Origin of the sequence: Streptomyces sp. SudanB52_2052 (assembly GCF_964272415.1) — a bacterium.
Classification (GTDB): domain Bacteria; phylum Actinomycetota; class Actinomycetes; order Streptomycetales; family Streptomycetaceae; genus Streptomyces; species Streptomyces olindensis.
This window is the reverse complement of the sequence record NZ_OZ186796.1, coordinates 6,586,028-6,609,851: the sequence shown is the minus strand read 5'-3', so window position 1 is coordinate 6,609,851 and position 23,824 is coordinate 6,586,028. Positions and strand designations below refer to the sequence as shown.

The 23,824-nt window shown below is 71.2% G+C and carries 24 protein-coding genes; 18 read left to right on the top strand and 6 right to left on the bottom strand.

Features of this window, described 5'->3' with window-relative positions:
- Window positions 1-185: 185 nt before the first annotated feature.
- Genes aceE through ACSUPV_RS29545 form a run of 3 tightly spaced genes read left to right on the top strand, consistent with a single transcriptional unit; the run spans window position 186 to window position 4,509 of the window.
- Window positions 186-2,888 carry a pyruvate dehydrogenase (acetyl-transferring), homodimeric type gene (gene aceE / locus ACSUPV_RS29555; RefSeq protein WP_436948890.1) on the top strand — a complete coding sequence of 901 codons (2,703 nt, stop codon included), beginning with the start codon at window positions 186-188 and terminating at the stop codon, window positions 2,886-2,888.
- A 59-nt stretch (window positions 2,889-2,947) separates the two neighbouring features.
- Window positions 2,948-3,934 (top strand): helix-turn-helix transcriptional regulator, encoded by a 987-nt coding sequence (locus tag ACSUPV_RS29550; RefSeq protein WP_436948889.1) that lies wholly within the window; start codon window positions 2,948-2,950, stop codon window positions 3,932-3,934.
- A 53-nt stretch (window positions 3,935-3,987) separates the two neighbouring features.
- Window positions 3,988-4,509, top strand: a complete 522-nt coding sequence (locus ACSUPV_RS29545; protein WP_382611242.1) for a DUF4240 domain-containing protein — start codon at window positions 3,988-3,990, stop codon at window positions 4,507-4,509.
- On the opposite strand, the gene ACSUPV_RS29540 is transcribed toward ACSUPV_RS29545, so the two are convergent.
- Together ACSUPV_RS29540 and ACSUPV_RS29535 are read right to left on the bottom strand one after the other, a co-directional pair.
- A complete protein-coding gene (locus tag ACSUPV_RS29540) occupies window positions 4,510-4,734 on the bottom strand; it encodes a hypothetical protein (RefSeq protein WP_382611244.1) in 225 nt (74 codons plus the stop codon).
- Window positions 4,731-5,564, bottom strand: a complete 834-nt coding sequence (locus tag ACSUPV_RS29535; RefSeq protein ID WP_436949956.1) for a peptidoglycan recognition protein family protein — start codon at window positions 5,562-5,564, stop codon at window positions 4,731-4,733. The genes ACSUPV_RS29540 and ACSUPV_RS29535 overlap by 4 nt, the downstream gene beginning before the upstream one ends.
- A 278-nt stretch (window positions 5,565-5,842) precedes the next feature.
- On the opposite strand from ACSUPV_RS29535, the gene ACSUPV_RS29530 reads away from it, so the two are divergent.
- Window positions 5,843-7,027 carry a MarP family serine protease gene (locus ACSUPV_RS29530; RefSeq protein WP_382611247.1) on the top strand — a complete coding sequence of 395 codons (1,185 nt, stop codon included), beginning with the start codon at window positions 5,843-5,845 and terminating at the stop codon, window positions 7,025-7,027.
- Window positions 7,028-7,043: 16 nt separating this feature from the next.
- Here ACSUPV_RS29530 and ACSUPV_RS29525 read toward each other — a convergent pair whose 3' ends face one another.
- Entirely contained in the window at window positions 7,044-7,532 is a 489-nt protein-coding gene (locus ACSUPV_RS29525; RefSeq protein ID WP_382611250.1) for a GNAT family N-acetyltransferase, read from the bottom strand.
- Between the two features lie 72 nt (window positions 7,533-7,604).
- Between ACSUPV_RS29525 and ACSUPV_RS29520 the strand changes: the two genes are divergently transcribed.
- Window positions 7,605-8,501 (top strand): TIGR01777 family oxidoreductase, encoded by an 897-nt coding sequence (locus tag ACSUPV_RS29520; RefSeq protein ID WP_031114016.1) that lies wholly within the window; start codon window positions 7,605-7,607, stop codon window positions 8,499-8,501.
- A gap of 210 nt (window positions 8,502-8,711) precedes the next feature.
- Window positions 8,712-10,118 (top strand): NAD(P)/FAD-dependent oxidoreductase, encoded by a 1,407-nt coding sequence (locus tag ACSUPV_RS29515; RefSeq protein ID WP_359794772.1) that lies wholly within the window; start codon window positions 8,712-8,714, stop codon window positions 10,116-10,118.
- Between the two features lie 17 nt (window positions 10,119-10,135).
- On the opposite strand, the gene ACSUPV_RS29510 is transcribed toward ACSUPV_RS29515, so the two are convergent.
- The gene (locus ACSUPV_RS29510) at window positions 10,136-11,608 is read right to left on the bottom strand and encodes a regulator (RefSeq protein WP_382611255.1); all 1,473 of its coding nucleotides are present in this window, start codon (window positions 11,606-11,608) and stop codon (window positions 10,136-10,138) included.
- A gap of 238 nt (window positions 11,609-11,846) precedes the next feature.
- On the opposite strand from ACSUPV_RS29510, the gene lipB reads away from it, so the two are divergent.
- From lipB to ACSUPV_RS29490, 4 genes are all read left to right on the top strand, one after another.
- Window positions 11,847-12,647, top strand: coding sequence for a lipoyl(octanoyl) transferase LipB (gene lipB, locus ACSUPV_RS29505; protein WP_031114011.1), 801 nt, complete (start codon window positions 11,847-11,849; stop codon window positions 12,645-12,647).
- 95 nt (window positions 12,648-12,742) lie between these two features.
- Window positions 12,743-13,708 (top strand): lipoyl synthase, encoded by a 966-nt coding sequence (lipA, locus tag ACSUPV_RS29500; protein ID WP_382611260.1) that lies wholly within the window; start codon window positions 12,743-12,745, stop codon window positions 13,706-13,708.
- A 261-nt stretch (window positions 13,709-13,969) separates the two neighbouring features.
- Complete coding sequence (locus tag ACSUPV_RS29495) at window positions 13,970-14,182, top strand: SCO2195 family GlnR-regulated protein (RefSeq protein WP_031114009.1); 213 nt, start codon at window positions 13,970-13,972, stop codon at window positions 14,180-14,182.
- Between the two features lie 76 nt (window positions 14,183-14,258).
- Window positions 14,259-14,960, top strand: coding sequence for a DUF4191 domain-containing protein (locus ACSUPV_RS29490; RefSeq protein ID WP_031114007.1), 702 nt, complete (start codon window positions 14,259-14,261; stop codon window positions 14,958-14,960).
- 92 nt (window positions 14,961-15,052) lie between these two features.
- On the opposite strand, the gene ACSUPV_RS29485 is transcribed toward ACSUPV_RS29490, so the two are convergent.
- Window positions 15,053-15,520 (bottom strand): RDD family protein, encoded by a 468-nt coding sequence (locus ACSUPV_RS29485; protein ID WP_031114006.1) that lies wholly within the window; start codon window positions 15,518-15,520, stop codon window positions 15,053-15,055.
- 210 nt (window positions 15,521-15,730) lie between these two features.
- Between ACSUPV_RS29485 and glnA the strand changes: the two genes are divergently transcribed.
- The 4 genes from glnA to ACSUPV_RS29465 all read left to right on the top strand — a co-directional run bounded on the left by glnA (window position 15,731) and on the right by ACSUPV_RS29465 (window position 20,294).
- Window positions 15,731-17,140, top strand: a complete 1,410-nt coding sequence (gene glnA / locus ACSUPV_RS29480; protein WP_031114004.1) for a type I glutamate--ammonia ligase — start codon at window positions 15,731-15,733, stop codon at window positions 17,138-17,140.
- Window positions 17,141-17,513: 373 nt separating this feature from the next.
- Window positions 17,514-18,746 carry a hypothetical protein gene (locus tag ACSUPV_RS29475; RefSeq protein WP_436948888.1) on the top strand — a complete coding sequence of 411 codons (1,233 nt, stop codon included), beginning with the start codon at window positions 17,514-17,516 and terminating at the stop codon, window positions 18,744-18,746.
- Window positions 18,747-19,326: 580 nt separating this feature from the next.
- Window positions 19,327-20,049, top strand: a complete 723-nt coding sequence (locus ACSUPV_RS29470) for a hypothetical protein (protein WP_436948887.1) — start codon at window positions 19,327-19,329, stop codon at window positions 20,047-20,049.
- Window positions 20,049-20,294 carry a hypothetical protein gene (locus ACSUPV_RS29465; RefSeq protein WP_436948886.1) on the top strand — a complete coding sequence of 82 codons (246 nt, stop codon included), beginning with the start codon at window positions 20,049-20,051 and terminating at the stop codon, window positions 20,292-20,294. Before ACSUPV_RS29470 ends, ACSUPV_RS29465 begins: the two co-directional genes overlap by 1 nt.
- Window positions 20,295-20,320: 26 nt before the next feature.
- Here the strand turns inward: ACSUPV_RS29465 and ACSUPV_RS29460 are convergent, their stop codons facing one another.
- The gene (locus ACSUPV_RS29460; RefSeq protein ID WP_436948885.1) at window positions 20,321-21,283 is read right to left on the bottom strand and encodes a hypothetical protein; all 963 of its coding nucleotides are present in this window, start codon (window positions 21,281-21,283) and stop codon (window positions 20,321-20,323) included.
- Window positions 21,284-21,460: 177 nt separating this feature from the next.
- On the opposite strand from ACSUPV_RS29460, the gene ACSUPV_RS29455 reads away from it, so the two are divergent.
- The 4 genes from ACSUPV_RS29455 to ACSUPV_RS29440 are packed head-to-tail and all read left to right on the top strand — an operon-like array spanning window position 21,461 to window position 23,747.
- Complete coding sequence (locus ACSUPV_RS29455; protein WP_436948884.1) at window positions 21,461-22,846, top strand: hypothetical protein; 1,386 nt, start codon at window positions 21,461-21,463, stop codon at window positions 22,844-22,846.
- Between the two features lie 10 nt (window positions 22,847-22,856).
- Window positions 22,857-23,057, top strand: coding sequence for a hypothetical protein (locus ACSUPV_RS29450; protein WP_436948883.1), 201 nt, complete (start codon window positions 22,857-22,859; stop codon window positions 23,055-23,057).
- A gap of 33 nt (window positions 23,058-23,090) precedes the next feature.
- Window positions 23,091-23,360, top strand: a complete 270-nt coding sequence (locus tag ACSUPV_RS29445) for a hypothetical protein (RefSeq protein ID WP_436948882.1) — start codon at window positions 23,091-23,093, stop codon at window positions 23,358-23,360.
- 15 nt (window positions 23,361-23,375) lie between these two features.
- On the top strand, window positions 23,376-23,747 hold the full coding sequence (locus ACSUPV_RS29440) for a hypothetical protein (RefSeq protein ID WP_037763240.1): 372 nt from the start codon (window positions 23,376-23,378) through the stop codon (window positions 23,745-23,747).
- Window positions 23,748-23,824: the final 77 nt, after the last annotated feature.

Genomic DNA, 23,824 nt, shown 5'->3' with positions numbered 1-23,824 from the left:
CCCGTGCCTAATTTCTCGTGATCAAGAGGTTTTGCCCCTCAACCCTTTGATCGATCATCGATCAGCGAGTTACAGTCGCCGACGGGCTTGCCACCCAAGCCTCACGCCCTGTCCTGCCAAAGACCAAGGGCACCCCCGAACCCTTACCGATGAGGGAACCCCCTTCGACTGAGGAAGGCGGCGACATGACCGACCCCAACGCCATCCAGCCGAGCGAGCTCGACCAGCTCCCGGACCGGGACCCGGAGGAGACCGCCGAATGGCAGGCCTCCCTGGACGCGGTCGCCAAGGCTGCCGGGCCGCACCGTGCCGCGTACCTGATGCGCCGCACGCTGGAGCGCGCCGAGGGCGCCGGCATCGCGCTGCCGAAGCTCCTCGAGACCGACTACGTCAACACCATCCCCACCGCCGCCGAGCCCGAGGTGCCCGGTGACGCGGAGATGGAGCAGCGCATCACCGCGTGGAACCGCTGGAACGCGGCCGCGATGGTGACCCGGGGCAGCAAGTACGGCGTCGGCGGCCACATCGCCACCTTCGCCTCCGCCGCCTGGCTCTACGAGACCGGCTTCAACCACTTCTTCAAAGGCAAAGAGGCCGACGGCTCCGGCGACCAGCTCTACATCCAGGGCCACGCCTCGCCCGGCATCTACGCCCGCGCGTTCCTCGACGGCCGGCTGACCGAGGAGCAGCTCGACAACTTCCGCCGCGAGGCGGGCGGCAACGGCCTGCCCTCCTACCCGCACCCGCGCCGTCTGCCCTGGCTGTGGGAGTTCCCGACCGTCTCCATGGGTCTGGGCCCGCTCTCCGCCATCTACCAGGCGCGCTTCAACCGCTACCTGACCAACCGCGGCATCAAGGACACCTCCGCCTCGCACGTGTGGGCGTTCCTCGGCGACGGCGAGATGGACGAGCCCGAGTCGACGGCGGCCCTCGCGCTCGCGGCCCGTGAGGAGCTGGACAACCTCACGTTCGTCATCAACTGCAACCTGCAGCGCCTGGACGGCCCGGTCCGCGCCAACTTCAAGATCGTGCAGGAGCTGGAGGCCCAGTTCCGCGGCGCCGGCTGGAACGTCATCAAGACGCTGTGGGGCACGGCCTGGGACGAGCTGTTCCAGCTCGACACCACGGGCGCGCTGGTACGCCGCCTGCGCCAGGTACCGGACGCGCAGATCCAGACGTACCAGACGCGCGACGCGGCCTACATCCGCCAGGACTTCTTCGGCGCCGACCCGGCGCTGGCGGAGCTGGCGAAGCTGCTGAGCGACGACAAGATCATCGAGTGCTTCCACTTCTCGCGCGGTGGTCACGAGTCCCGCAAGGTGTTCGCCGCGTACAAGGCGGCCGTCGAGCACAAGGGCGCCCCGACCGTGATCCTGGCCCAGACGGTCAAGGGCCACACCCTCGGCGAGGGCTTCGCGTCGAAGAACGCCAACCACCAGATGAAGAAGCTCTCGGTGGACGAGTTCAAGAACATGCGCGACCTGCTCGGCCTGCCGATCAAGGACAGCGACTTCGTCGACGGCGTGGTCCCCTACGGCCACCCCGGCGCCGACTCCCCCGAGGTCCGCTACCTCCAGGAGCGGCGTGCCGCCCTCGGCGGTCCGGCCCCGGCCCGGCGCGTGCACCCGGTCGCCCCGCTGCCCGCCCCGGCGGAGAAGGCGTTCGCCTCCTTCGACAAGGGCTCCGGCTCGCAGAACGTGGCCACCACCATGGCGTTCGTCCGCCTGGTCAAGGACCTGGTCCGCGACAAGGAGACGGGCAAGCGCTGGGTGCCGATCGTCCCGGACGAGGCCCGTACCTTCGGTATGGAGTCGCTGTTCCCGTCGCTCGGCATCTACTCGCCCAAGGGCCAGACGTACGAGCCGGTCGACCGCGACCAGCTGATGTACTACAAGGAGGCCCAGAACGGCCAGATCCTCAACGAGGGGATCACCGAGGCCGGTTCGATGGCCGACTTCATCGCCGCTTCGACGTCGTACGCGACGCACGGCGAGACGATGATCCCGTTCTACATCTTCTACTCGATGTTCGGCTGGCAGCGCACGGCCGACCAGATGTGGCAGCTCGGCGACCAGCTCGGCCGCGGCTTCCTCGTCGGCGCCACGGCGGGCCGTACGACCCTGACCGGTGAGGGCCTGCAGCACGCCGACGGCCACTCCCCCGTCATCGCCGCGACCAACCCGGCGGCCCTGACGTACGACCCGGCGTTCGCCTACGAGGTCGCGGCGATCGTCAAGGAGGGTCTGCGCCGGATGTACGGCGAGGCGGCCCCGGGCGAGGACCAGGACGTCTTCTACTACCTGACCGTCTACAACGAGCCGCTGCCGCAGCCCGCGAAGCCGTCCGTCGACGGCATCGACGAGGGCATCGTCAAGGGCCTGTACCGCTTCAACACGGCGGAGTCGGCGGGCGTGACCGTGCCGGCGAACGCCCCGCGGATCCAGCTGCTCGGCTCCGGCACGGCCATCCACTGGGCGCTCAAGGCGCAGCGGCTGCTGGCCGACGAGTGGGGCGTGGCGGCCGACGTGTGGTCGGCGACGTCCTGGAGCGAGCTGCGCCGGGACGCCCTGGAGGCGGACGAGGCACTGCTGCGCGGCGAGGAGCGGGTGCCGTTCGTCCGGCAGGCGCTGCAGGGCGCCGAGGGCCCGGTGCTGGCGGTCTCCGACTACATGCGCCAGGTCCCGGACCAGATCGCGCAGTGGGTCGAGCAGGACTGGTCCTCGCTGGGCGCCGACGGCTTCGGCCTGTCGGACACCCGTGAGGCGGCCCGCCGCCACTTCGGGGTCGACGCCGAGTCGATCGTCGTCGCGGCCCTGGCCCAGCTCGCCAGGCGCGGCGAGGTCAAGGCGACGGCCGTGAAGGAAGCGCGCGAGAAGTACGGCCTGTGAGAACCGGCCGGTGATCGGCAGGCCCCCGCCCCGGCGGGGGCCTGCTGCATGATGTGCGCATGCGTGCTGCCCGGCTCATCAAGATGGTGTTGCTGCTCCAGTCCCGGCCCGCCATGACGGCCGCCGAACTCGCCCGGGAGCTGGAGGTGTCGGAGCGGACGGTCACGCGGGACGCGCAGGCCCTGTCGGAGGCGGGCGTCCCGGTGTACGCGGACCGCGGGCGGGCCGGGGGCTACCGGCTGGTCGGCGGGTACCGGACGCGGCTGACGGGGCTGCACCGCAGCGAGGCCGAGGCGCTGTTCCTGTCCGGGGTGCCGGGGGCGCTGCGCGAGATGGGGCTGGAGGACGCGGCCTCGGCGGCCCGGCTGAAGGTGTCGGCGGCGCTGCTGCCGTCCCTGCGGGACGCGTCGAGGACGGCGGGGCAGCGGTTCCACCTCGACGCGCCGAACTGGTTCAAGGAGCCGCGGACGCCCGCGCTGCTGCCGGCGGTCGCGGACGCGGTGTGGGACGACCGGCGGATCACCGCCCGCTACCGGCGCGGTGAGGACGAGGTCGTCCGGGAGCTGGAGCCGTACGGGCTCGTGCTGAAGGCGGGCGTCTGGTACCTGTGCGCGCGGGTGGCCGGGGGCGCGTCCTTCCGGGTGTACCGGATCGACCGGTTCACGGCGGTGGAGCCGGGCGGTGAGCGCTTCGAGCGGGAGCCGGAGTTCGATCTGCCCGCGTTCTGGGAGGAGCGGGCGGAGCAGTTCGCGCGGTCCATCCTGCGGGCGCGGGTCGTGGTGCGGCTGTCCCCCGACGGTGTGCGCAGACTGCCGTACGCCCTCGATTCGCTGTCCGCCCGGGAGGCCCTGGCGGAGGCGGACGCCCCGGACGACGACGGCTGGGTGACGGTGGTCCTCCCGGTGGAGTCCGAGGACGTCGCCCACACCCAGCTGACGGCGCTGGGTCCGGAGGTGGAGGTGCTGGCGCCGGAGAGCCTGCGCGAGCGGCTCGCCGGGGACGCGCTGCGACTGGCCGGGCTGTACCACCCCGAGGGCCGCGCATAACGATCCCGCGCACTCCGGGTGCGCCCCTGTGCCCCAGGGCCGATGCTGGACCCGTGATGGACGAGACGGAGTTCTGGGAGCTGGTGGACGACACCCGGGAGGCCGCCGAAGGCGACCCGGAGGAGCAGGCGGACCTGCTCGTGGAGCGGCTCGCGCAGCTGGACCCGGACTCGGTCCTGGACTTCGCCCGTCACTTCGAGTCCCGCTACAACCGCGCCTACCGCTGGGACCTGTGGGGCGCCGCCTGGGTGCTGCTCGACGGGGCGAGCGACGACGCCTTCGACTTCTTCCGGTGCTGGCTGATCGGCCAGGGCCGGGAGGTCTTCGAGGGCGCGGTGCACGACCCGGACGCTCTCGCCGAGCTGCTGGGCGACTTCGACGAGGAGATCGACGGCGACGGCGAGGAACTCGGCTACGCGGCCGACGAGGCCTACGAGCAGCTCACCGGCGTGGTCGCCCCCGACCTGGAGATCCCGCCGGCGCCCCAGGAGCCGGAGGGCACCCCGGTCGACTTCGAGGACGAGCGGCTGCTCGCCGAGCGCTACCCGCGGCTGTGGGAGCGCTTCAGGGGCTGATCAGGCGGCCCGGCGGCGGGTCTGCTCGGCCGGGATGTACGCGTGCGTCTGATCGGCCTTCACCGCGTGGTGCATCGGTGCAGCGTTGGCCTGGTCGAGAGCGGAGGCGGTGACGGCCGCCGGTCCCAGGACGACGGCCGCGACCGCGCAGAGCACCGCCCAGGGGCCGCCGCGCGTGGCTCCCCGGGTGCGCGCCGCCGCGTCCTGCGTACCGCTGCTGTTCATGATCCCCACCTCCGGTCGGCTGTCCGTGGTGACGACCGTAGGGGGCCCGGGTGTGAGGACACCGCGCGTTCGCTGTGGCCCTCCTGTGCGTCCGCCGGCCGGCCCTGGAGGCGGGCCGCGAGCTGCCGGATCTCGGGCAGGCGGGCGTGCAGGGCGGCGCCCGGGCAGCTGGTCATGTAGCCGTCGTTGTGACCGGCCAGGGCGGGCAGTTCGGCGGTGGTGCCGGCCGCGTACCGGCTCAGGCCGTTGCTGGAGACCAGGCGGACGCTCGCCCGCGGGTCGGTGCCGGTCAGGCCGAGCTTCCAGGCGGACAGGGCTGCGATGGCGCGGATCATGGGCCGCGGCACGGGCATGCCCGCGGTGAAGGTGCCGAGGGCGGCGATGCCCGTGGTGCGGTGGTTGAAGCCCTGGGTGTGGGCGCCGGTGACGGCGCGCTCGACGCCGCCGGCGCGGCCCTCGTAGACGGTGCCGCAGCGGTCGACGACGAAGTTGTAGCCGATGTCGTCCCAGTCGCGGGTGCCGGTCTGGCCGGTGTAGAGGTCCCGGATGACGCGGGGCGCGTCGGCGCAGTCGTAGCCGTTGGGCGAGTCGGTGTGGTGGACGAAGACCGCGACGACCCGGTCGTCGTAGCGCGGGCGCGGCTGCTCGCGTGCGGCGTCCCCCAGCCACCGTGATCGGGGCACGATGTGCGGGCGCGGGGCGGTGTGGGGCGTGGCGGCGGGGCGGGTCGTGCCGGCGCGGGCGGTGGTCTCGGCGGCGTGCTCGACGCCGTACGCGCACAGCACCAGTGCGACGACGGCGGCGCAGCCCGGCAGGCAGCCGAGCGCCACCCGGGCGGCGCGCGGCAGTCCGGCTATGCCGGGCGTGCGGGCGGCGCGGTGGCCGCGCCCGCCCCGCCGTCTTCGCAGGACGCGCATGGTCCCACTGTCGATCCCTTCCGGTCCGTCCGCGATGTGTGATGTGCCACCCGGTGGAACCATCGTCACGGTCCGCGACGTTTTTCCGTGTGCACGCGTGCGTGGCCGGTTCTGATCAACACGCGCGCGGGTGACTGATCACCGGGCCCTTCCCCCGCGTACTGAAGGGTTCCGAGAGAAAGGCGGCGTGCGTGGACCTGCTCGACATCCTGCTGTTGCTGGTCGTCCTCGCCTACGCGGCGTCCGGGTACCGGCGCGGTCTGGTGGCCGGCTGTGTGTCGCTGGCGGGCTTCGTCGGCGGCGCGGTCGTCGGTGTGTGGATCCTGCCGTGGGTGATGGACCTGGTGGAGCCGGGGACGACGCGCGCGACGGTGGCGGCGGTGTTCACGGTGCTGCTCCCGGCGGTGGTGGGGCACGAGCTGGCGGGGCGCCTGGCGCTGCGGCTGCGGCGGGAGCTGGACCGGGGGCCGCTCAGGGTGGCGGACGGGATCGGCGGGGCCGTGGCCAACTCGGTGGCGGTGCTGATCGTGGCGTGGGTGGCCGCGAGCGTCCTGGGCGTGTCCTCGTCGCCGTTGATCACCTCGGCGATCCGGGACTCGCGGCTGCTCGGCGCCGTGCAGCAGACGATGCCGGACACGACTCCGGCCTGGTTCTCGGAGGCCACGTCCGCGCTGACCCAGGCGGGCTTCCCGCAGGTCTTCAACCCCTTCGAGAACGAGTCGACGGCCGAGGTCGCCCGCCCCTCCGGCGACAGCGTCACACCGGCGGCCACGAACGCCGCCAAGCTGAGCACGGTGAAGGTCGAGGGCGTCGCGGGCACCCAGGGCCGCGAGGGCAGCGGGTTCGTGTACGCGCGGGAGCACGTGATGACCAACGCCCACGTGGTGGCGGGCATCGACGAGCCGACGGTGCAGATCGGCGGGGTCGGGCGGACGTACGAGGCGCGGGTGGTGCTGTTCGACCCGCAGAAGGACGTGGCCGTGCTGTACGTGCCGGGCCTGAAGGCGCCCGTGCTGCGCTTCGACGACGACGCCGAGCGCGGCGACTCAGCGGTCGTAGCGGGCTACCCGGAGGACGGCGACCTCAACCTCCAGGCGGCGACGGTCGCGAACCGGGTGCGGGCGACGGGCCAGAACATCTACAACGACGGGACGGCCGTCCGCGAGATCTACTCGATCCGCTCTACGGTCCGCCCGGGCAACTCCGGCGGTCCCCTGCTCACCACGGACGGGCGGGTGTTCGGCGTGGTCTTCGCGCGCTCCACCTCGGACGCCGAGACGGGCTACGTGCTGACGGCGGCGGAGGTCGCCTCCGACGCGGAGCGGGCGGCGGACGCGACGGCGCCGGTGGACACCGGCGAGCCGGCGGCGTCGTAGCGGGCCGTCGCCGGGTTCAGAGGAAACGGCCCATGAACACGTCGTCGACGTAGGCGCCGTCGAGGAAGAACTCCTCGGGCAGGGTCCCCTCCACCACGAACCCCTCGGACTCGTAGAGCGTGCGGGCCGGTGCGTTGTGGGCGAGGACGCGCAGGGTGAGGCGCCGTGCCCCCTGCCGCCGGGCCTCCTCGCAGGCCGCCCGCAGCAGGGCCCGTCCGACGCCCTGGCCGCGCGCCTCCTCCGCGACGGCGAGTCCCCGGATCATCCGGACGTGGGCGTTGCACGCGAGCGGCGTCGCGGTCCCCAGCCGGAGGTAGCCGGCGAGGGCACCGTCGAGTTCGGCGACGAGGCACTCCGCCGCCGGGTCCCGCTCGCTGAAGAAGGGGCCGTACGGCGGCTCCGGGCGGGGCTGGACGGCGTGCAGCGGCGACCAGGTGTCCCGGTCGAGCCGCCCGAGCGCCTCCTCGTCGTCGGGCCGTGCGGGGCGTATGCGGAGCGTCGGCATGGCGGTCACCCTACGTCGGGCCCCCGCCTCCCCCAACGGGGTTTTTATGCGGTCGACCGGCAAGATTGAGCCATGCGACGCATCGCGGTGACCGGCGCATCCGGTCTCATCGGCAGCGCCCTGGTGCGGTCCCTGACCGCGGACGGGCACGAGGTGGTGCGCCTGGTGCGCCGGGCGCCCCGGGCGGCGGACGAGGTCCGCTGGGATCCGGAGGGAGGGGACGTGGACGCGGCCGGGCTGGCCGGGTGCCACGCGGTGGTCAATCTGGCGGGGGCGGGTGTCGGCAACCGCCGCTGGACGGAGGCCTACAAGCAGCGGATCCGGGCCGGCCGGGTGCACGGCACGGCGGCGCTCGCCCGGGCGGTCGCCTCGCTGGACGAGAAGGACCGGCCGCGGGTCTTCGTGAACGGCAGCGCCATCGGCTACTACGGCGAGACCGGGGACCGTGCCGTCGACGAGAGCGCGCCGGCGGGTCGGGGCTTCCTGCCGGAGCTGTGCGTCGAGTGGGAGGCGGCCGCGTCGCCCGCCCAGGAGGCCGGCGTCCGCACGGTGTTCACCCGGACCGGGCTGGTGGTCTCCCGCCGGGGCGGCGCCTGGGGGCGGCTGTTCCCGCTGTTCCAGGCCGGGCTGGGCGGGCGCCTGGGCGACGGGCGGCAGTACTGGTCGTTCGTCGCGCTGCACGACGAGGTCGCCGCGATCCGGCACCTCATCGACACCGACGGTCTGTCCGGGCCGTTCAACCTCACCGCCCCGAACCCGCTGACGAACCGTGAGATCACGGCGGCGATGGGGCGCGTGCTGCACCGCCCGACGCTGTTCGCCGTGCCCGCGCCCGTCCTGCGGACCGTGCTCGGCGAGATGGCCGGGGACGTGCTGGGCAGCGCCCGGGTGCTGCCGACGCGGCTGCTGGAGTCGGGGTTCCGGTTCGCCTTCCCGGAGATCGAGGGAGCGATCCGGGCCGCGCTGTGACGCCGGACCGGTTCCGCCCCGCGCACAAGCCCCTTGCGGCCACTTCATGCCCACAAGGCGTCCGTATGCGACCACCGTGCGACCGTGCCCTGTTCATGCGCGACTCCCCCTGACCGATCACGGCCCTACCCTCGACCAGAACTCGCGTATCCCTGCGGCCTGTTGAGGGCATGACGTCTCCAGCGCCCGCGCAACCTCGAGGAGGGGCACGTGCTTGAGCCCGCGTACCAGGCGGACGTGGTCGTCGTGGGGGCCGGGGTCGCCGGACTCTCGGCCGCGCACCGGCTGACCAGCGCAGGAGTGACGACCATGGTCCTGGAGGCCGCCCACGGCGTCGGCGGCCGCATGGCGACGGAGAAGGTCGACGGCTTCCGGCTCGACCGGATCGGCCGGTTGCTGTCCACGGCGTATCCCGAACTACGGCTGACACCCGGTCTGGGCGGGCTGGTGCTGCGCCCGTTCGCGCCCGGTGTCCTGCTGCACGGCGACGGACGCCACCACCGCGCGGGCGTCCAGCCGGGCGCAGGGGGCGCACGAGGCGCACTGCACGCGGTACGTGCGCTGGCGACCGCTCCCCGGTCCCCGTCCGCACCCCGGCCGCCCCGGAGGCCGGTGGCCGTGCCCGGCCGGCAGGTCTCCGTGCCCCGGAGCCGGTCCGGCGCCCCGCTGGGCACGGCCGTCGACCAGGCCCGCCTCGGCGCCGCCCTGACGCGGCTGGCGGGCACACCGGCCGAGCGGCTGCTGGCCCGCCCGGAGCTGCCCGCCGGTGAGGCGCTGGCGGCCCGTGGGCTGCCCTCCCGGACGATCGACGGCTTCCTGCGCCCGCTGCTCGCCGCCCTGCTGTGCGACCCGGACCTGACCACGTCCAGCCGGTGCGCGGACCTCGCGCTGCGGGCCTTCGCGAGCGGCCGGCTGTGCCTGCCGGAGGGCGGCGCCGAGGCCCTGCCGGAGCTGCTGGCCCGGACGCTGCCGGCGGGCACGGTGCACACGGGCGTGCGCGTCACGTCCGTCTCGACGACCTCGGTGACCACCGCGGAGCACGGTGAGATCCGGTGCCGGGCGGTGCTGGTGGCCACGGACGCCAGGGCCGCGGCGGAACTGCTGCCCGGGCTGCGCGTGCCGGAGTTCCATCCGGTGACGGTGGTGCACCACACCACCGACGAGCCGCCGGGGACGGGGGCGTCGCTGTTGCTCGACGCGGACCTCGGCGGGCCGGTCGCGCACACGGCGGTGGTCAGCCGGGTCGATCCGTCCCGGGCTCCGGCCGGGCGGGCGCTGGTGTCCTCGACGGTGCTGGGGCGGCCGCCGGGGGGTGTGGACACCGCCGTGCGGATGCATCTGGCGCGGCTGTACGGGATGTCGACGGCGCGGTGGGAGACGTTGGCCGTGTACCAGACGCCGGAGGCCGTGCCCGCGATGCGGCCGCCGCATGATCTGCGGCGGCCGGTGCGGTTGCTGGCCGGGCTGTACGTGTGCGGGGATCATCGCGACACCAGTACGGTGCAGGGTGCCCTGCATTCCGGGCATCGGGCGTCGGCGGCGATCCTGGCGGATCTGGGGGCGGGACGGTCGATGCATGTCGCCGACCCTGTGCCGACTGTGCCCCGGGCCGCCTAGGCGTTTCGTCGGAGCCTCTACCCGAGGGCCGCCACCTTGTCGCGGTAGGTCCGCACCGGAGCCGCGTCCTTGTAAGGCTCCAGCCGCCGCTCGAAGTCCCTCACGTACTCCACCGCCCGCACCGAGCGCATCTCAGCCGCCTGCCCCGCCGCCTCCGCGGCCAGCTGGCAGGCCTGGTCGAGTTCGCCGAGGCCCAGGCGGGCGGTGGCGAGGACCACTCGGCAGAAAAGGCGGCTGCGGGCATAGGACGGGGCCCGCAGCTGGAGTGAGCGTTCCGCGTGCTGGGCGGCGGCGCGGAACTGCTGCAGGTCGCGGTGGCAGTGGCCGAACTCGTCGGCGAGCTGGGCCTCGTCGAAGAACTTCGCCCAGTGCGGCACCTCGTCCCCGGGCCGGGCCGTCTCCAGGGCGCGCTCGGCGCGGACCAGGGCCGCGGTGCAGGCCCGGACCTCGCCGAGCACCCCGTGCCCGCGCGCCTCGGAGGCGTGCAGCAGGGCCTGGACGACGGGCGGTCCGGAGGTGCCGACGCCCTGCTGGGCGACGCGGGCGAGCTGCACGGCCTCCCGCCCGTGCCCGAGGTAGACGGCCTGCCGGCTCATGGTGACCAGCACGTACGCGCCGTACGCCCGGTCCCCGGCCGCCTGGGCGAGCCGGAGCGCCTGGACGAAATAGCGCTGGGCGAGGCCGTGGGCGGCGATGTCGTACGACGTCCAGCCCGCGAGTCGGGTCAGGTCGGCGGCGGCCGCGAACAGGCGGCGGCCGGTCTGCTCGCCGTAGGTGCCGCGCAGCATCGGCTCGCACTCGTGCTCCAGGTAGCGCACGAGGGCCTGGCGGGCGTGACCGCCGCCGTAGGCGTCGTCCAGGGTGCGGAACAGCTCGCCGACCGAGCGCAGGGCGGCGATGTCACCCGCGGTGACCTTCTGGCCCGGTCCGCGCTCGGCCTGGCCGCGCTGGCGGGGCAGGGACGGTACGCCCGGCTCGGCCGGCGGGCGGAGGGCGGGGCGGCCCTGGGCCGGGATGCGGGCGGCGGCCGGCTCGCCCCGGGCGACCTTCTCGTCGGCCCGGCCGATCAGCCAGTCCCGGCTGGGCACGACGAGCCCGGCCGGGGTGAAGGCGATCTTCCGCAGCTCGGCGTGGCTGCCGGAGTCCTTGCGCCACAGCCCGCTGACGATGTCGACGGCCTCCTCGGGGGTGGCGGCGAACTCCAGCCCCGCGTAGACGGGGGCGCAGGCGTCGAGGCCGAGGTCCTGGGCGGTGAGGCGGCGGCCCAGGCGCCGGGTGAAGACCTCGGCGATCAGGGCGGGTGTGGTGCCCCGGGGCTGCTGGCCGCGCAGCCATCGGGTGACGGAGGTCTTGTCGTATCTCAGGTCGAGCCCGTGTTCGAGACCGAGCTGGTCCACGCGACGGGCGAGTCCCGCATTGGAGAACCCCGCTTCTGCGATGAGCGCGGCGAGCTGTCGGTTGGGGGTGCGCTGCGCGGGTCGTTCCGTCATCTGCGGTGCGGTCTCCTGCCTTCCGGCCTTCGTGAGGTGCGCGGATCGCCTGTGAGCAGGCGTTATGCCGTGCCGAACGGCGCGAATGTAGCGGAGAGTAAACACGCCATCACACATTTCCCCGGACATTCATCCGATCGTGTGAGGATTGACCCCGGGACTGACGCGCACGGGCCGGACGTACAGTGGCTTGGGCGCGATACGTGCCTTACACACCCGTCCGAGGGAGGCGCTTGCCGTGAGTGAGTTGCGGTTCGTCCGCATGGGGTTCGGTGACGAGGCCGTCGAGTACCAGGAGGCCTGGGACGAGCAGCGCCGGGTGCACGCGGCGCGCTTCGCCGACGAGGTCCCCGACACCGTACTGCTCCTGGAGCACCCCCCGGTCTACACGGCCGGACGGCGCACGGCGGACAACGAGCGGCCCCTCGACGGCACGCCGGTCATCGACGTGGACCGCGGCGGCAAGATCACCTGGCACGGCCCCGGCCAGCTGGTCGGCTACCCGATCCAGAAGCTCCCGCGCCCCGTGGACGTCGTGGCCCACGTCCGCCGCCTCGAGGAGGCCCTGATCCGCACCTGCGCGGAGTTCGGCCTGGAGACCACCCGGGTCGAGGGACGCAGCGGCGTGTGGGTGCTGGGCGACCCGGTCGAGCAGCGCCCGGCGCTCGGCGGCCTCTCCCTGGACTTCGACCCGCGCCTGCAGGACGAGGAGTTCGACCCCCGCCTGAACGGCCCGGAGTACGCGCCCTCCAACGCCGGGCAGCGCCGCGAGGACCGCAAGATCGCGGCGATCGGCATCCGCGTGGCCAAGGGCGTCACCATGCACGGCTTCGCGCTCAACGTGAACCCGGACAACAAGTGGTTCGACCGGATCATCCCGTGCGGCATCCGCGACGCGGGCGTCGCGTCGCTGGCCGGCGAGCTCGGCCGGGACGTCACGATCGAGGAGGTCCTGCCGGTGGTGGAACGCCACCTGCGGGAGGTCCTGGAGAACGCCGAGTTGAAGCCCCGGGAGATCGAGAGGACACCGGCGGCATAAAAGCCCGCGGGGAGGGGCTGACACCACACAGAGGGTTTCAAATCCACGGGCGTACCCTTGAGGGCGCCGAAGAATCAAACGCTAGGGAGCCGGTCGTGTCCGCAGTCGCACCCGACGGACGCAAGATGCTGCGCCTGGAGGTCCGCAACAGCCAGACCCCCATCGAGCGCAAGCCCGAGTGGATCAAGACCCGGGCGAAAATGGGCCCCGAGTACACCAAGATGCAGAACCTCGTGAAGAGCGAGGGTCTGCACACGGTCTGCCAGGAAGCCGGCTGCCCGAACATCTACGAGTGCTGGGAGGACCGCGAGGCGACCTTCCTCATCGGCGGCGACCAGTGCACCCGGCGCTGCGACTTCTGCCAGATCGACACCGGCAAGCCCGAGGCGCTCGACCGCGACGAGCCGCGCCGCGTGGGCGAGTCCGTGGTCACGATGGACCTGAACTACGCCACGATCACCGGCGTCGCCCGCGACGACCTGGAGGACGGCGGCGCCTGGCTGTACGCGGAGACGGTCCGGCAGATCCACCGGCAGACCGCGGGCCGCGAAGGCGGGCACACCAAGGTCGAGCTGCTGGCCCCCGACTTCAACGCGGTCCCGGAGCAGCTGGAGGAGGTCTTCTCCTCGCGCCCCGAGGTCTTCGCGCACAACGTCGAGACGGTCCCGCGGATCTTCAAGCGGATCCGCCCCGGCTTCCGCTACGAGCGGTCCCTGAAGGTCATCACCGCCGCCCGCGACTACGGCCTCGTCACGAAGTCGAACCTGATCCTCGGCATGGGCGAGACCCGCGAGGAGGTCAGCGACGCGCTGAGGCAGCTGCACGACGCGGGCTGCGAGCTCGTCACCATCACGCAGTACCTGCGGCCCTCCGTGCGGCACCACCCGGTGGAGCGCTGGGTCAAGCCGCACGAGTTCGTGGAGCTGAAGGAGGAGGCCGAGCAGATCGGCTTCTCCGGCGTGATGTCCGGTCCGCTGGTGCGCTCCTCGTACCGCGCCGGGCGGCTCTACCAGATGGCCATGGAACAGCGGGACGCGCGCATCGCGGCCCAGGCCGTCTGACGAACCGTCACCGCCCCTGCCCACCAAGGGGCGATGCAAGCGTGTGAATTCCCGCACAAGACATTACCCACAGGTAGCGACCGATATGCCGCGGTCCCGACCGTCCTCGCAGATGAGGGCACATGTCGGGACCGCGTCGGCGTTTCTCGGCTCCCCGCCAGGGCTTCATGGGTGTTTGACCGGTCGGTCACGCCCTGGTAACACCAATCAGTGACGCTGAACTCACAGCACGTACACCGCTCCCGAGGGGGGACCTCAACCATGCAGGCCGCGCCCGTTCGCGCCACCGCGATTCCGTCCTTCACGACCGCCCTGCGTGCCGTCGAGTCGCTGCTGCTGAGCAGCGGTCAGCGCACCGCCCGCCGCAACGCCTGGACCTCCGTGCTGGAGGACCGCCGCCGCGCCAAGGACCGGGTCGAGGCGCAGCGCGTCCTCGAGCAGTCCGTTTCCCGGTCCGTCTCCGTCCGTCCCTGAGCCCCCGGCCCCTCCCCCGCGAGCCCCGTGGACACTGCCGTCGTCGGCGCTTGTGGGGCCACGTAGACTTCGTGGCATGGCGAGGAAGGAAACCGCAGCGGACGCTGCGAACCCCGGGCGACTGAAGCAGATCGCCCTGACCTACAAGATGACCCGCAGGGCCGACAAGAAGATCGGTCTTGTACTCGCGGCAGTCGGAATCGTCACCTTCGGTGTCTTCCTCGCGATCGGTTTCTTGATCGGTCACCCCATCTATCTCGGCATCCTGGGCCTCCTGCTCGCCTTCCTCGCGACGGCGATCGTGTTCGGGCGCCGGGCCGAGCGAGCCGCCTTCGGGCAGATGGAGGGACAGCCCGGCGCGGCGGCGGCGGTGCTCGACAACATCGGCCGGGGCTGGACGACGACCCCCGCGGTGGCGATGAACCGCAACCAGGACGTGGTGCACCGCGCGGTCGGCAAGGCCGGCATCGTCCTGATCGCCGAGGGCAACCCGAACCGGGTGAAGTCCCTGCTCGCCGCCGAGAAGAAGAAGATGAACCGTATCGTCGCGGACGTTCCCGTGCACGATCTGGTCGTGGGCACGGGCGAGGGCCAGGTCGAGCTGAAGAAGCTGCGCACGACCATGCTGAAGCTGCCGCGCGTGCTGACCGGCCCGCAGGTCACCGCCACCAACGACCGGCTGCGCGCCCTCGGCGACCTGATGAGCAACATGCCGCTGCCGAAGGGGCCGATGCCGAAGGGCATGCGGCTGCCGAAGGGCGGGCCGAAGGCCCGCTGATCCCCCGCACCCGTACGACGAAGGGGCGCCCGGAGTGGTCCGGCGCCCCTTCGTCGTCTGTGTGCGCGGTATGTCGCGGTACGTGACGTCCGCTAGATGCGGACCTCGACCGTGCCCGCCAGCCGGTCGTGCAGGCCGCGGCCGTCGCGGTCCCAGATCAGGGCGGGGATCGCGAGGAAGAGCAGGACCGTGCGCAGGGCGGAGCGCCACGGGCTGACGCGGCCGGTGTCCAGGGCGAGCACGCGCAGGCCGAGGAGCCGCTTGCCCGGGGTGAAGCCGACCGTACCGACCGTGAGCACCATCAGCGCGAACATGATGAGCGGCGCCCAGATCTGCGCGGCCTCGTTGTAGCTCTGGGTGATGAGACCGTATGCGATCAGGAGACTCAGGCCCCAGTCCACGGCCAGGGCGGCGAGGCGGCGGCCCGGGCGGGCGATCGAGCCGGGCCCCTCCTCGGGCAGACCGAGCTGCTCGCCCCGGTATCCGAAGTCGACACCGGCCTCTTCCGCGGCCGCGCGGGGCCCGGAGAGCCACGATCCGAGTGCTTGCCTGTTGTCCACCCGTCCACGGTACTGCGCCCGTAAATGACCAGGGCACGGCGGGGTGTGTCCGGGCTACCGTGGGAGGGGAGCCGGTTAACTTGTGCGAAACAAATGGGTCACGCCAGAGAAATCACCCGTCCCTAGGGTCGAGGTCAGCGTGTGCCACCCGCACTGGCCGCACGAACGAACTACCACCCCGGCGGGACGGTCGGGAGTAGGAGGAGCTGGATGTTCCAGAACGCCGACGAGGCCAAGAAGTTCATCGCGGACGAGGACGTCAAGTTCATCGACGTCCGCTTCTGCGACCTCCCGGGCGTGATGCAGCACTTCACGGTGCCTGTCGACGCGTTCGACCCGGACGACGAGCTCGCCTTCGACGGATCCTCGATCCGGGGTTTCCAGGCCATTCACGAGTCCGACATGGCGCTGCGCGCGGACCTGTCGACCGCCCGGGTCGACCCGTTCCGCCGTGACAAGACGCTGAACATCAACTTCTTCATCCACGACCCGATCACGGGCGAGCAGTACTCCCGTGACCCGCGCAACGTGGCGAAGAAGGCCGAGGCCTACCTCGCCTCCACCGGGATCGCCGACACGGCGTACTTCGGTCCCGAGGCCGAGTTCTACGTCTTCGACTCCGTCCGCTTCGCGACCAGCGCGAACGAGTCCTTCTACCACATCGACTCCGAGGCGGGTGCCTGGAACACCGGCGCCCTGGAGGACAACCGTGGTTACAAGGTCCGCTACAAGGGCGGCTACTTCCCGGTCCCGCCGGTCGACCACTTCGCCGACCTGCGTGCCGAGATCTCCCTGGAGCTGGAGCGGGCCGGCCTGAAGGTCGAGCGCCAGCACCACGAGGTGGGCACCGCCGGCCAGGCCGAGATCAACTACAAGTTCAACACGCTGCTCGCCGCCGCCGACGACCTCCAGCTCTTCAAGTACATCGTGAAGAACGTGGCGTGGAAGAACGGCAAGACCGCGACCTTCATGCCGAAGCCGATCTTCGGTGACAACGGCTCGGGCATGCACGTCCACCAGTCGCTGTGGTCGGGCGGCTCCCCGCTCTTCTACGACGAGGCCGGTTACGCGGGCCTGTCGGACACCGCCCGCTACTACATCGGCGGCATCCTCAAGCACGCCCCGTCGCTGCTGGCCTTCACCAACCCGACGGTGAACTCGTACCACCGCCTGGTCCCCGGCTTCGAGGCCCCGGTCAACCTGGTCTACTCGCAGCGCAACCGCTCCGCCGCGATGCGTATCCCGATCACGGGCTCGAACCCGAAGGCCAAGCGCGTCGAGTTCCGCGCGCCCGACTCCTCCGGCAACCCGTACCTGGCCTTCTCGGCGCTGCTGCTCGCGGGCCTGGACGGCATCAAGAACAAGATCGAGCCGGCCGAGCCGATCGACAAGGACCTGTACGAGCTGGCTCCCGAGGAGCACGCGGGCGTCCCGCAGGTCCCGACCTCGCTCCCGGCCGTCCTCGACTCCCTCGAGGCCGACCACGAGTTCCTCCTCCAGGGCGACGTGTTCACGCCGGACCTGATCGAGACGTGGATCGACTACAAGCGCACGAACGAGATCGCGCCGCTGCAGCTGCGTCCGCACCCGCACGAGTTCGAGCTGTACTTCGACGTCTAAGAAGCGGTGTCGAGGGTTCTGGGCCGTGAGCCTGTGAACACACTCCGATTCGACGCCAATGACGTGACGAGGGCCGCTACCCCGACCATGGGGCAGCGGCCCTCGGGCATTCGACCAGGCGCTGCAGAAATCTCACGGGCTGTGGCGGCAGTATTGACTCATGATCACGCCGAGTTCCTCACCGGGCCCGGACCGCCAGGATTCGACCTCGCAGCCGGCCCCCGGGCCTGTGGGCCCAGCCGGGCTGCCCTTCAATCGCCGTGTCCACGTCGTCGCAGCAGTCCTGGACCGTCCTGAAGAGTTGGACCTGCTACAGCAGGTGTGCGAGGCAATGGGCTGGCCCATACGCGAGCCGTTGGCCGAGGAGACCGCTGTGACCATCGACGCGAACTGGACGCTGCGCGTGATCGAGGTCCGGATCCGCGGAGTTCGTGAGACAGCAGTCGAACAGGCGGTCTCCACCTTGGACACGCTGGCCCAGAATACCGAGCTGTCCCTCCACTGCCGCGATGCCACCCTCGTCGAGCGGATTCACCGGCCGCAGATCGAATGGCACTTGCGCGGCAGGCGGAGAACAGTGAGTCGGCGCATCCGCCACGCGCTCCACATGGCCGCCCGGACCGGCGATCACGATCCGCACGCGGGCACGGTCCGGCTGGTCCGCGTACCGACAGAGCTCGACGAACCCCGGCCGCGCCGTCTGGCACGTACCCGACGCGCTGCCCGGGCAGAGTTTGGGCACCACTCGTTGCCGATGCGGCGGCTGGACCCAGAGATCCACGAGGTCGGCAGACCGTCGGCGTCCCGGGGCTGGCACGCTGTGGCCTTCCTGGCCCTTGTCTTCACCGGGACAGTGATCTGCTTGCTCGGCGCCGGGCTCTGGCCCGCGATCGGCGCGGACAGTCCACGAATCGGCGCTCCGCTCATAGTCCTGACCGGGAGCTACCTGCTGGGCGGAACACTCCTGGCGGTGCGGCGTACCCCCACGCATCGCGCCCTTCCGTGGCTCATCCCACTGGCCGTTCCCCTCGCAGTTCCCTTGGTGCCCTGGCTCGGGGCACTCGTCCAGCGGGCGTACTTGTCGCCCTTCGGGGTGCGCCCCACGCCCGGAGGTGACGGGCTGGGCAGCATTCAGGCGGGGCTCTGGGTGCTGTGTGTGTTCATCGCCAGCGCTCTGCTGCCAGTGGCGTACCTGGGGTGGATGCGGTTCCTGGCTCCCTCCCTGCGAGTCCGGGGACCGTGGCTGTCCTGGGCGCCCGCGACGACCCTGGGCATCGGCATGGGCATGGTGTTCAGCCTGTTGATCCTCCAGACGGCGGCGAGCAGTGGCGCCGAGAACCGCGCGCTCGCCGCTACGGGCCGTGACATCCCGGAGTACTTCGGCGTCAGCGCCGAGTACGCGTGCGTGGAGCCGACCTCCCGTGAAGCGCCGTATTACGGAACGCCGCCTTCCCGCAGCAGTCCAGTGTTGATCTTCGGGCAATCCGGTGACCGGGTCGAGTTCTGGGACCCCGCCGCCAAGCAGAAGACCAGCATCCGTCTGGAGGACGCCCGCATCAGGGTCGTGTCGCACAGCGACTCGGCGTGCGCCGAGACCGGCCGGTAAGCCGTCTCCCCTCTCGGGCACCCCCCTTGTGAGCAATTCCTTCTGTCAGGCAAACTGAGGGACGGCCGTCAGGTGGCCGATCCCGGTCCTGCGCCGCCCCGTTGCAGGGTCGTTGTGGATGAAGGAGCCATAGCCCCACCTGTCTTTGGATGGCACTGTCCGCCGCCGCCCTCGTCGTGGGCGCGCAGATCAGTTGTCGAATGCTGAGGGGCGGCGGCGTTCGGGGACGGATCATGCGATGACCAGGGGTGGACGTCTCACCAAGTTGGCCCGTACGCGACAGATGTACACCGGTGAGCCATTCCAGGTGACTCGGAATGCGATGCAGGGCGGCGACAACCGACGCCCCGTCCCGGGCGCCAGCGGGGCTCAGGCGCACCTCGAAGCAGAAGTCATGGCCAAACTGGGCACCGGCGGACAGTGGTGGCCCCACCCCCTCGGCATCGCTCATGTGCGCCCAGCATCCGACTCGGCTCTGGTGCAGCTCGACGGTCACACTACGTTTAGAAACGGAACGCTGTACCCGCGCAGTGCCCATGCCCTGGACAGGCTGCTCCCCAGTGCGGAGCCAGGTGTTCAGGTGACCGGGGTCATCGGTCTCCGCGTGGCTGGCATCGAGGGAGCAGACCTCCACCTGACCCTGAGCGGCAGTTCCTCCCGCGTCGTTCTCAGGGGCGTTCCCGGCACACGCTGGGAAGAACTGCTCGACGAACGGTGGCGGCGTTACGAGGAAGCAGGGTTCCCACCACTGTGGCAAAGCGCCACGCTGACGGATTACGAAGAAGCCGACCTCAACAACGAGTGGTGGAGGGCCGAGCGGGACCTCGACTGGCTCGGATCCGCGCTGCTGCGCCGCATCGCGCTCTTCCACACGTCGAGCACCGCCTACTCCACCCGCTCATGGATCACGGGTGACGAGTGGATCTTCGAGCTGGACACGGTCCTCGATGTCCCACCCGGACACGACGACTTCCTGGGAAGGCTCATGGACCCTGTCTGGGGGCCGGCGCTTCGCATCGATCGCCATCACTGCTCCTGCGACGAACCCAGGGACCCGGGCGATCGCTTGTACCTCCGCCAGTGCACCTACCATCTGACTCACCGCGAACTGCCTCTCGGCGGCCTGCAACTGCGCTTCCGCCACGGACATGCCGTGTACGGCTCCGATGCCCGTACCACGCTTAAGAGCATTGGCTCCCCCCTGAAGTGGCTCGACAGGGTGCTACCTGCGAAAAGCCTCGACGCGCAGGCTTTTACCGGGCGTCGTGCGTCGGTCCAGCGTCTGGAAACGAGGAGTCACTGATGTCCTGGGATGATCTCCTCCTCCTGATCCTGGCGTTCTTCGGAGCCGTCTCGCTCCTGCTGGCTCAGATCAGCGACGTGTTGTCGAGACTGCCGCAGATCATCCGGGCCTGGCGTCAGGTACGGCAGGAATGGAGCGGTGGACGCGATACTGGTTCGAGCGCTTCCGGAGCCCGTACCTCCGGAAGGCTGCGACAGGGCGACGCGGGAATTGATCCGAACAGTTGCGGCCGCCATCAGCCTTGAGCCCGTGGGCGCAGGCCGGTTCCGGCTCACTCGGTCGATGGTTCCGGCACGCGCCAGACGATCCGGAACCTCTCGGCGTCGGGAAGGCCCAGCGGACCCACTGGGCTGATCGACTTGATCAGGTATCCGAAGACCATGTGCTGCGCCTCCTCCGAGACCTCGCCCCAGGTGTCGGGAGTCACGATCATCACTTCGCGCATGAGGCTCATGTCCGACTCGGACTCCAGCAGCTCGGCCCGGTCGTCGCGGTCCATCGTCTCGTCGGCGCGCATGGCAAGGATCGACTCAGCGAGGAGGTTGGGTTCGTGGCGAAGGCGCCGGAGGATCTCCTGACAGCCGTACCGGAACGCTGCGAAGGCCTCCATCGCCTCCCGGTCGGGGTTGGAGTAGCCGTACGGCGCGCCCTCCTCCGCCCCCACGTAGTCGCCCTTGAGCATGTGCAGCAGGACGCGCAGCGCGTGTTCGGCTCCCTGCTCCTCGATGTGCTTCACCATCAGCCGGACCCAGTCGTCCTCCGACACCAGGGGCTTGTGCGGAACGGCGAGCGACGGATGGATCTCGATGGCGTTGAAGGGATTGATCAACGCGCCCATGACCAGTTCCGGAGTCCATCTGCCGTCCTCACCTCCCCAGCCGCCGTGGAGGAGCTCCTGGAACGACTTCAGGGCGCCCGATTCCCCTTCGTGGATCGCACGCCACAACGGCAGGAACCTGGCCGTCTCGGCCTCCGCGTCCCGAGGCGGGCTGCACAGGCCGGCCAGGACCATCACGATGTCGTGGACGGTTTCCCAGCGCGGCACACGTCTCCCGTTGAGCGCCGACCGCACGCTCTCGTGGCTGGCCGCCGACAGTCGGTCGTCACGGTCACGGATGAGCGTGCTGATCTTGCGAAAGCTCAACTCGCCTGCAGCGCGGCGCAGTTCCCGCAGGGACTCGACCAACTCGCCGTGCGGGCCTGACGGCTGCGGCGTGGCAGTGGGAATGGCCAACTGAAGTCCTTCCACTCGGTGTCAACTTTCGCCAACACCGTAGAAGGCGCAGGCCAGAGCGGAGCCAGCTTTCGTCAAGTTCGCCGTCCCGTCCGCCAAACCGTGACTCGCGGCCGACCGGCGAGGTGAGCATGGAAAAGGCGCCGATGGAGCGCCTCGTCCGAGGAGTTGCCGACCATGCACATCCCCGCCTACGCCCGCGCCACGATCCGCGCGGCGCTGCCCACCGTTCCCACCTCTCGTCAGGTCGGTGCCCTGGAATGCTGTCTGTGTGCCGAGCCGTTCGGCGAGGAACTGGCGCCGGTGCCACTCGGTCCGACGCCGACGTCCGGACTGTTCGGGTGCCGTCCCTGTCTGACCCGCCTGGTGGCGCGGGCGCGGAGATCGCGGGACGTGGCGCTCGTGCAGGACGCCGAGCGGGCCCGGGTGGAGGGTGCCGCGTGGGAGCGGGCACGGGAGCGGTACGTGGCCGGGGTCGAGAGCGTGCGTGAAGCCGCAGAGGCCGTGACCCGGCTCGCCGGGGACGCGGACGTCGCGCCGTTGCGGATCGCCTGGCTCCTGGTGTCGCTGGAGTCGGCGTACGCCTGGGCTACAGACGACCCGCCCGAGCCGCCGGCCTCCGTGGATCCCGAGGACACCGGGGTGCGCGACGGCGAGTTCCGGTTGCTGCTGGAGATGACCTCGGCGAGGGAGGCGGTGGCAGACCGGCTGGCCTATCACGTGATCGACCAGGCCGCGCGCGAGGAGCCAGAGCTGTGCGCGGAGTGGGGGTGTCCGCAGGACTGCTCGGGGCGGCACGAGACCGAGCACATCGACTGCGGTCCGGACGCGGTCTTCGAGGACCTGGCGGAGCACGGGGTCGTCGTGGAGCGCGCGGGCCCGCCGCACGACCGTCCGGCCACCACGGGGGAGAAACCGGCCGCCGACGTGAGCGAACTCGCCGGAGTGTTGGCGCACTCCGGTATCGACACGGACGACGCGGAGGTACTCGTCAGCGCGGCGGCGGTCGGTCTGGTCGCCGACGCTTGGCGGGACGGGCCGCTGGACGAGATCCACTTCGCCGCCGGAGGACCGAGCGACGGGGAGATCTTTGCGCAGAGCGTCGATCTGTACCGCAGGGCCAGGACGGCGTTGCTCGCCGCGCGGGAGGACGGCCCCGAGGCACTGCTCGCCTTCCAGGCCGTCGCCTCCGACGTGGACCTGCCGTGGGCGGGCGGTTCGCGCTTCACCCTGCGGGCAGCCGGCGAGCCCACCGAGGAGTTCGTCCGGCACGTCGACGACCGGGTCTGGTTCACGTCGAAGGTCCTGCGCGAACAGGGCTGGCGGGCGGCGCTGCTCCACCGAGCCGCTTCGGCCGTGTTCAAGAACTCCGGCCACTTCGGCATGCCGGGCTGGCCCGCGGCCGTCGCCTCGGCGATGGAGCACCTCAGGGCACTGGACCGCTCCGACGCGCCCGAAGCGCTCTCCGACCTCGAGGCGGTCGAGGCCGCGCTGCTCGAAGCGCCCGACCGGCTGGGCACGGCCGCGCTGGACTGGATCGCCGGCCGTTCCGTGTTCGGCTGAGGGGCGCCTCATGGAGTGGGACGACATCAGCCTGGCCATCCTCGCCGCGTTCGGCTGCGTGACGCTGCTGTTGGCGCAGGTCAGCGAGGTGCTGGCGAGGCTGCCGCAGATCATCCGGGCCTGGCGTGAGGTACGCCGGGAACTGGGTGGCGAAGCCGGTGGTACCGAGGAATCCGGCTTCACAGACGAGACACAGTCGCGGGATCATTGAAGCTGACACTGTTGTTCGAGAGAGGGAACGGGGATGTCCGAGCAGGACGAGAATCAGCGCGAGTTCGACCTCAGATGGGCCGACAGCGCCGAGCACAAGGAGCCCTCGGCGCGGGCCCGTATGCTCGCCGCGCGCTGGAAGCACAATCCTCCCGGGCCTGTGCCCTTCCGGCCCGAGCCCGACCACAGGTCGCGCGGCCGGCGCGGGTCCCGCTCGTCGTGGGTGTCGACGGCCGTGGTGCTCGGCTGCGTGGCCGCAGTGATCCTGCTGCTCGGGTGGATCAACTTCCGGGCGCCGTACTAGGGAGTGTCCCGCCGCGTGGACGACAGCGTGTACGTGGGCAACGCGGGGCGGGACGCGGCGCTCGACCGGGGATGGCTGCTGGGGCATTTCAAGGGCGTCGGGGATCCGCGCCACAGTGAGGCCGTGGAGATCAAGTGGGGGGTGCACCCGCGGGGCGACGAGCGTTCGCGGTGGGTGCGGGGTGAGGAGCGGACGGCGCTCCTGGTCCTGATCAGCGGGCGTTTCCGCGTCGAACTCCCCGGGCGCAGTGTTCTCCTGGAGCAGCAGGGTGACTACGTGGTGTGGGGGCGCGGAGTCGACCACTCGTGGTGCGCGGAGGAGGAGTCGGTGGTGCTGACCGTGCGGTGGCCGTCGGTGCCCGGCTACGCGGTCGCCGACGGCGTCTGACGTCTTTGCCGGTCCTGGGGGCGATCACGACCCGTTCATGGGCGGGCCCGGGTGCACACTGGCAGTGGGACGAGTGC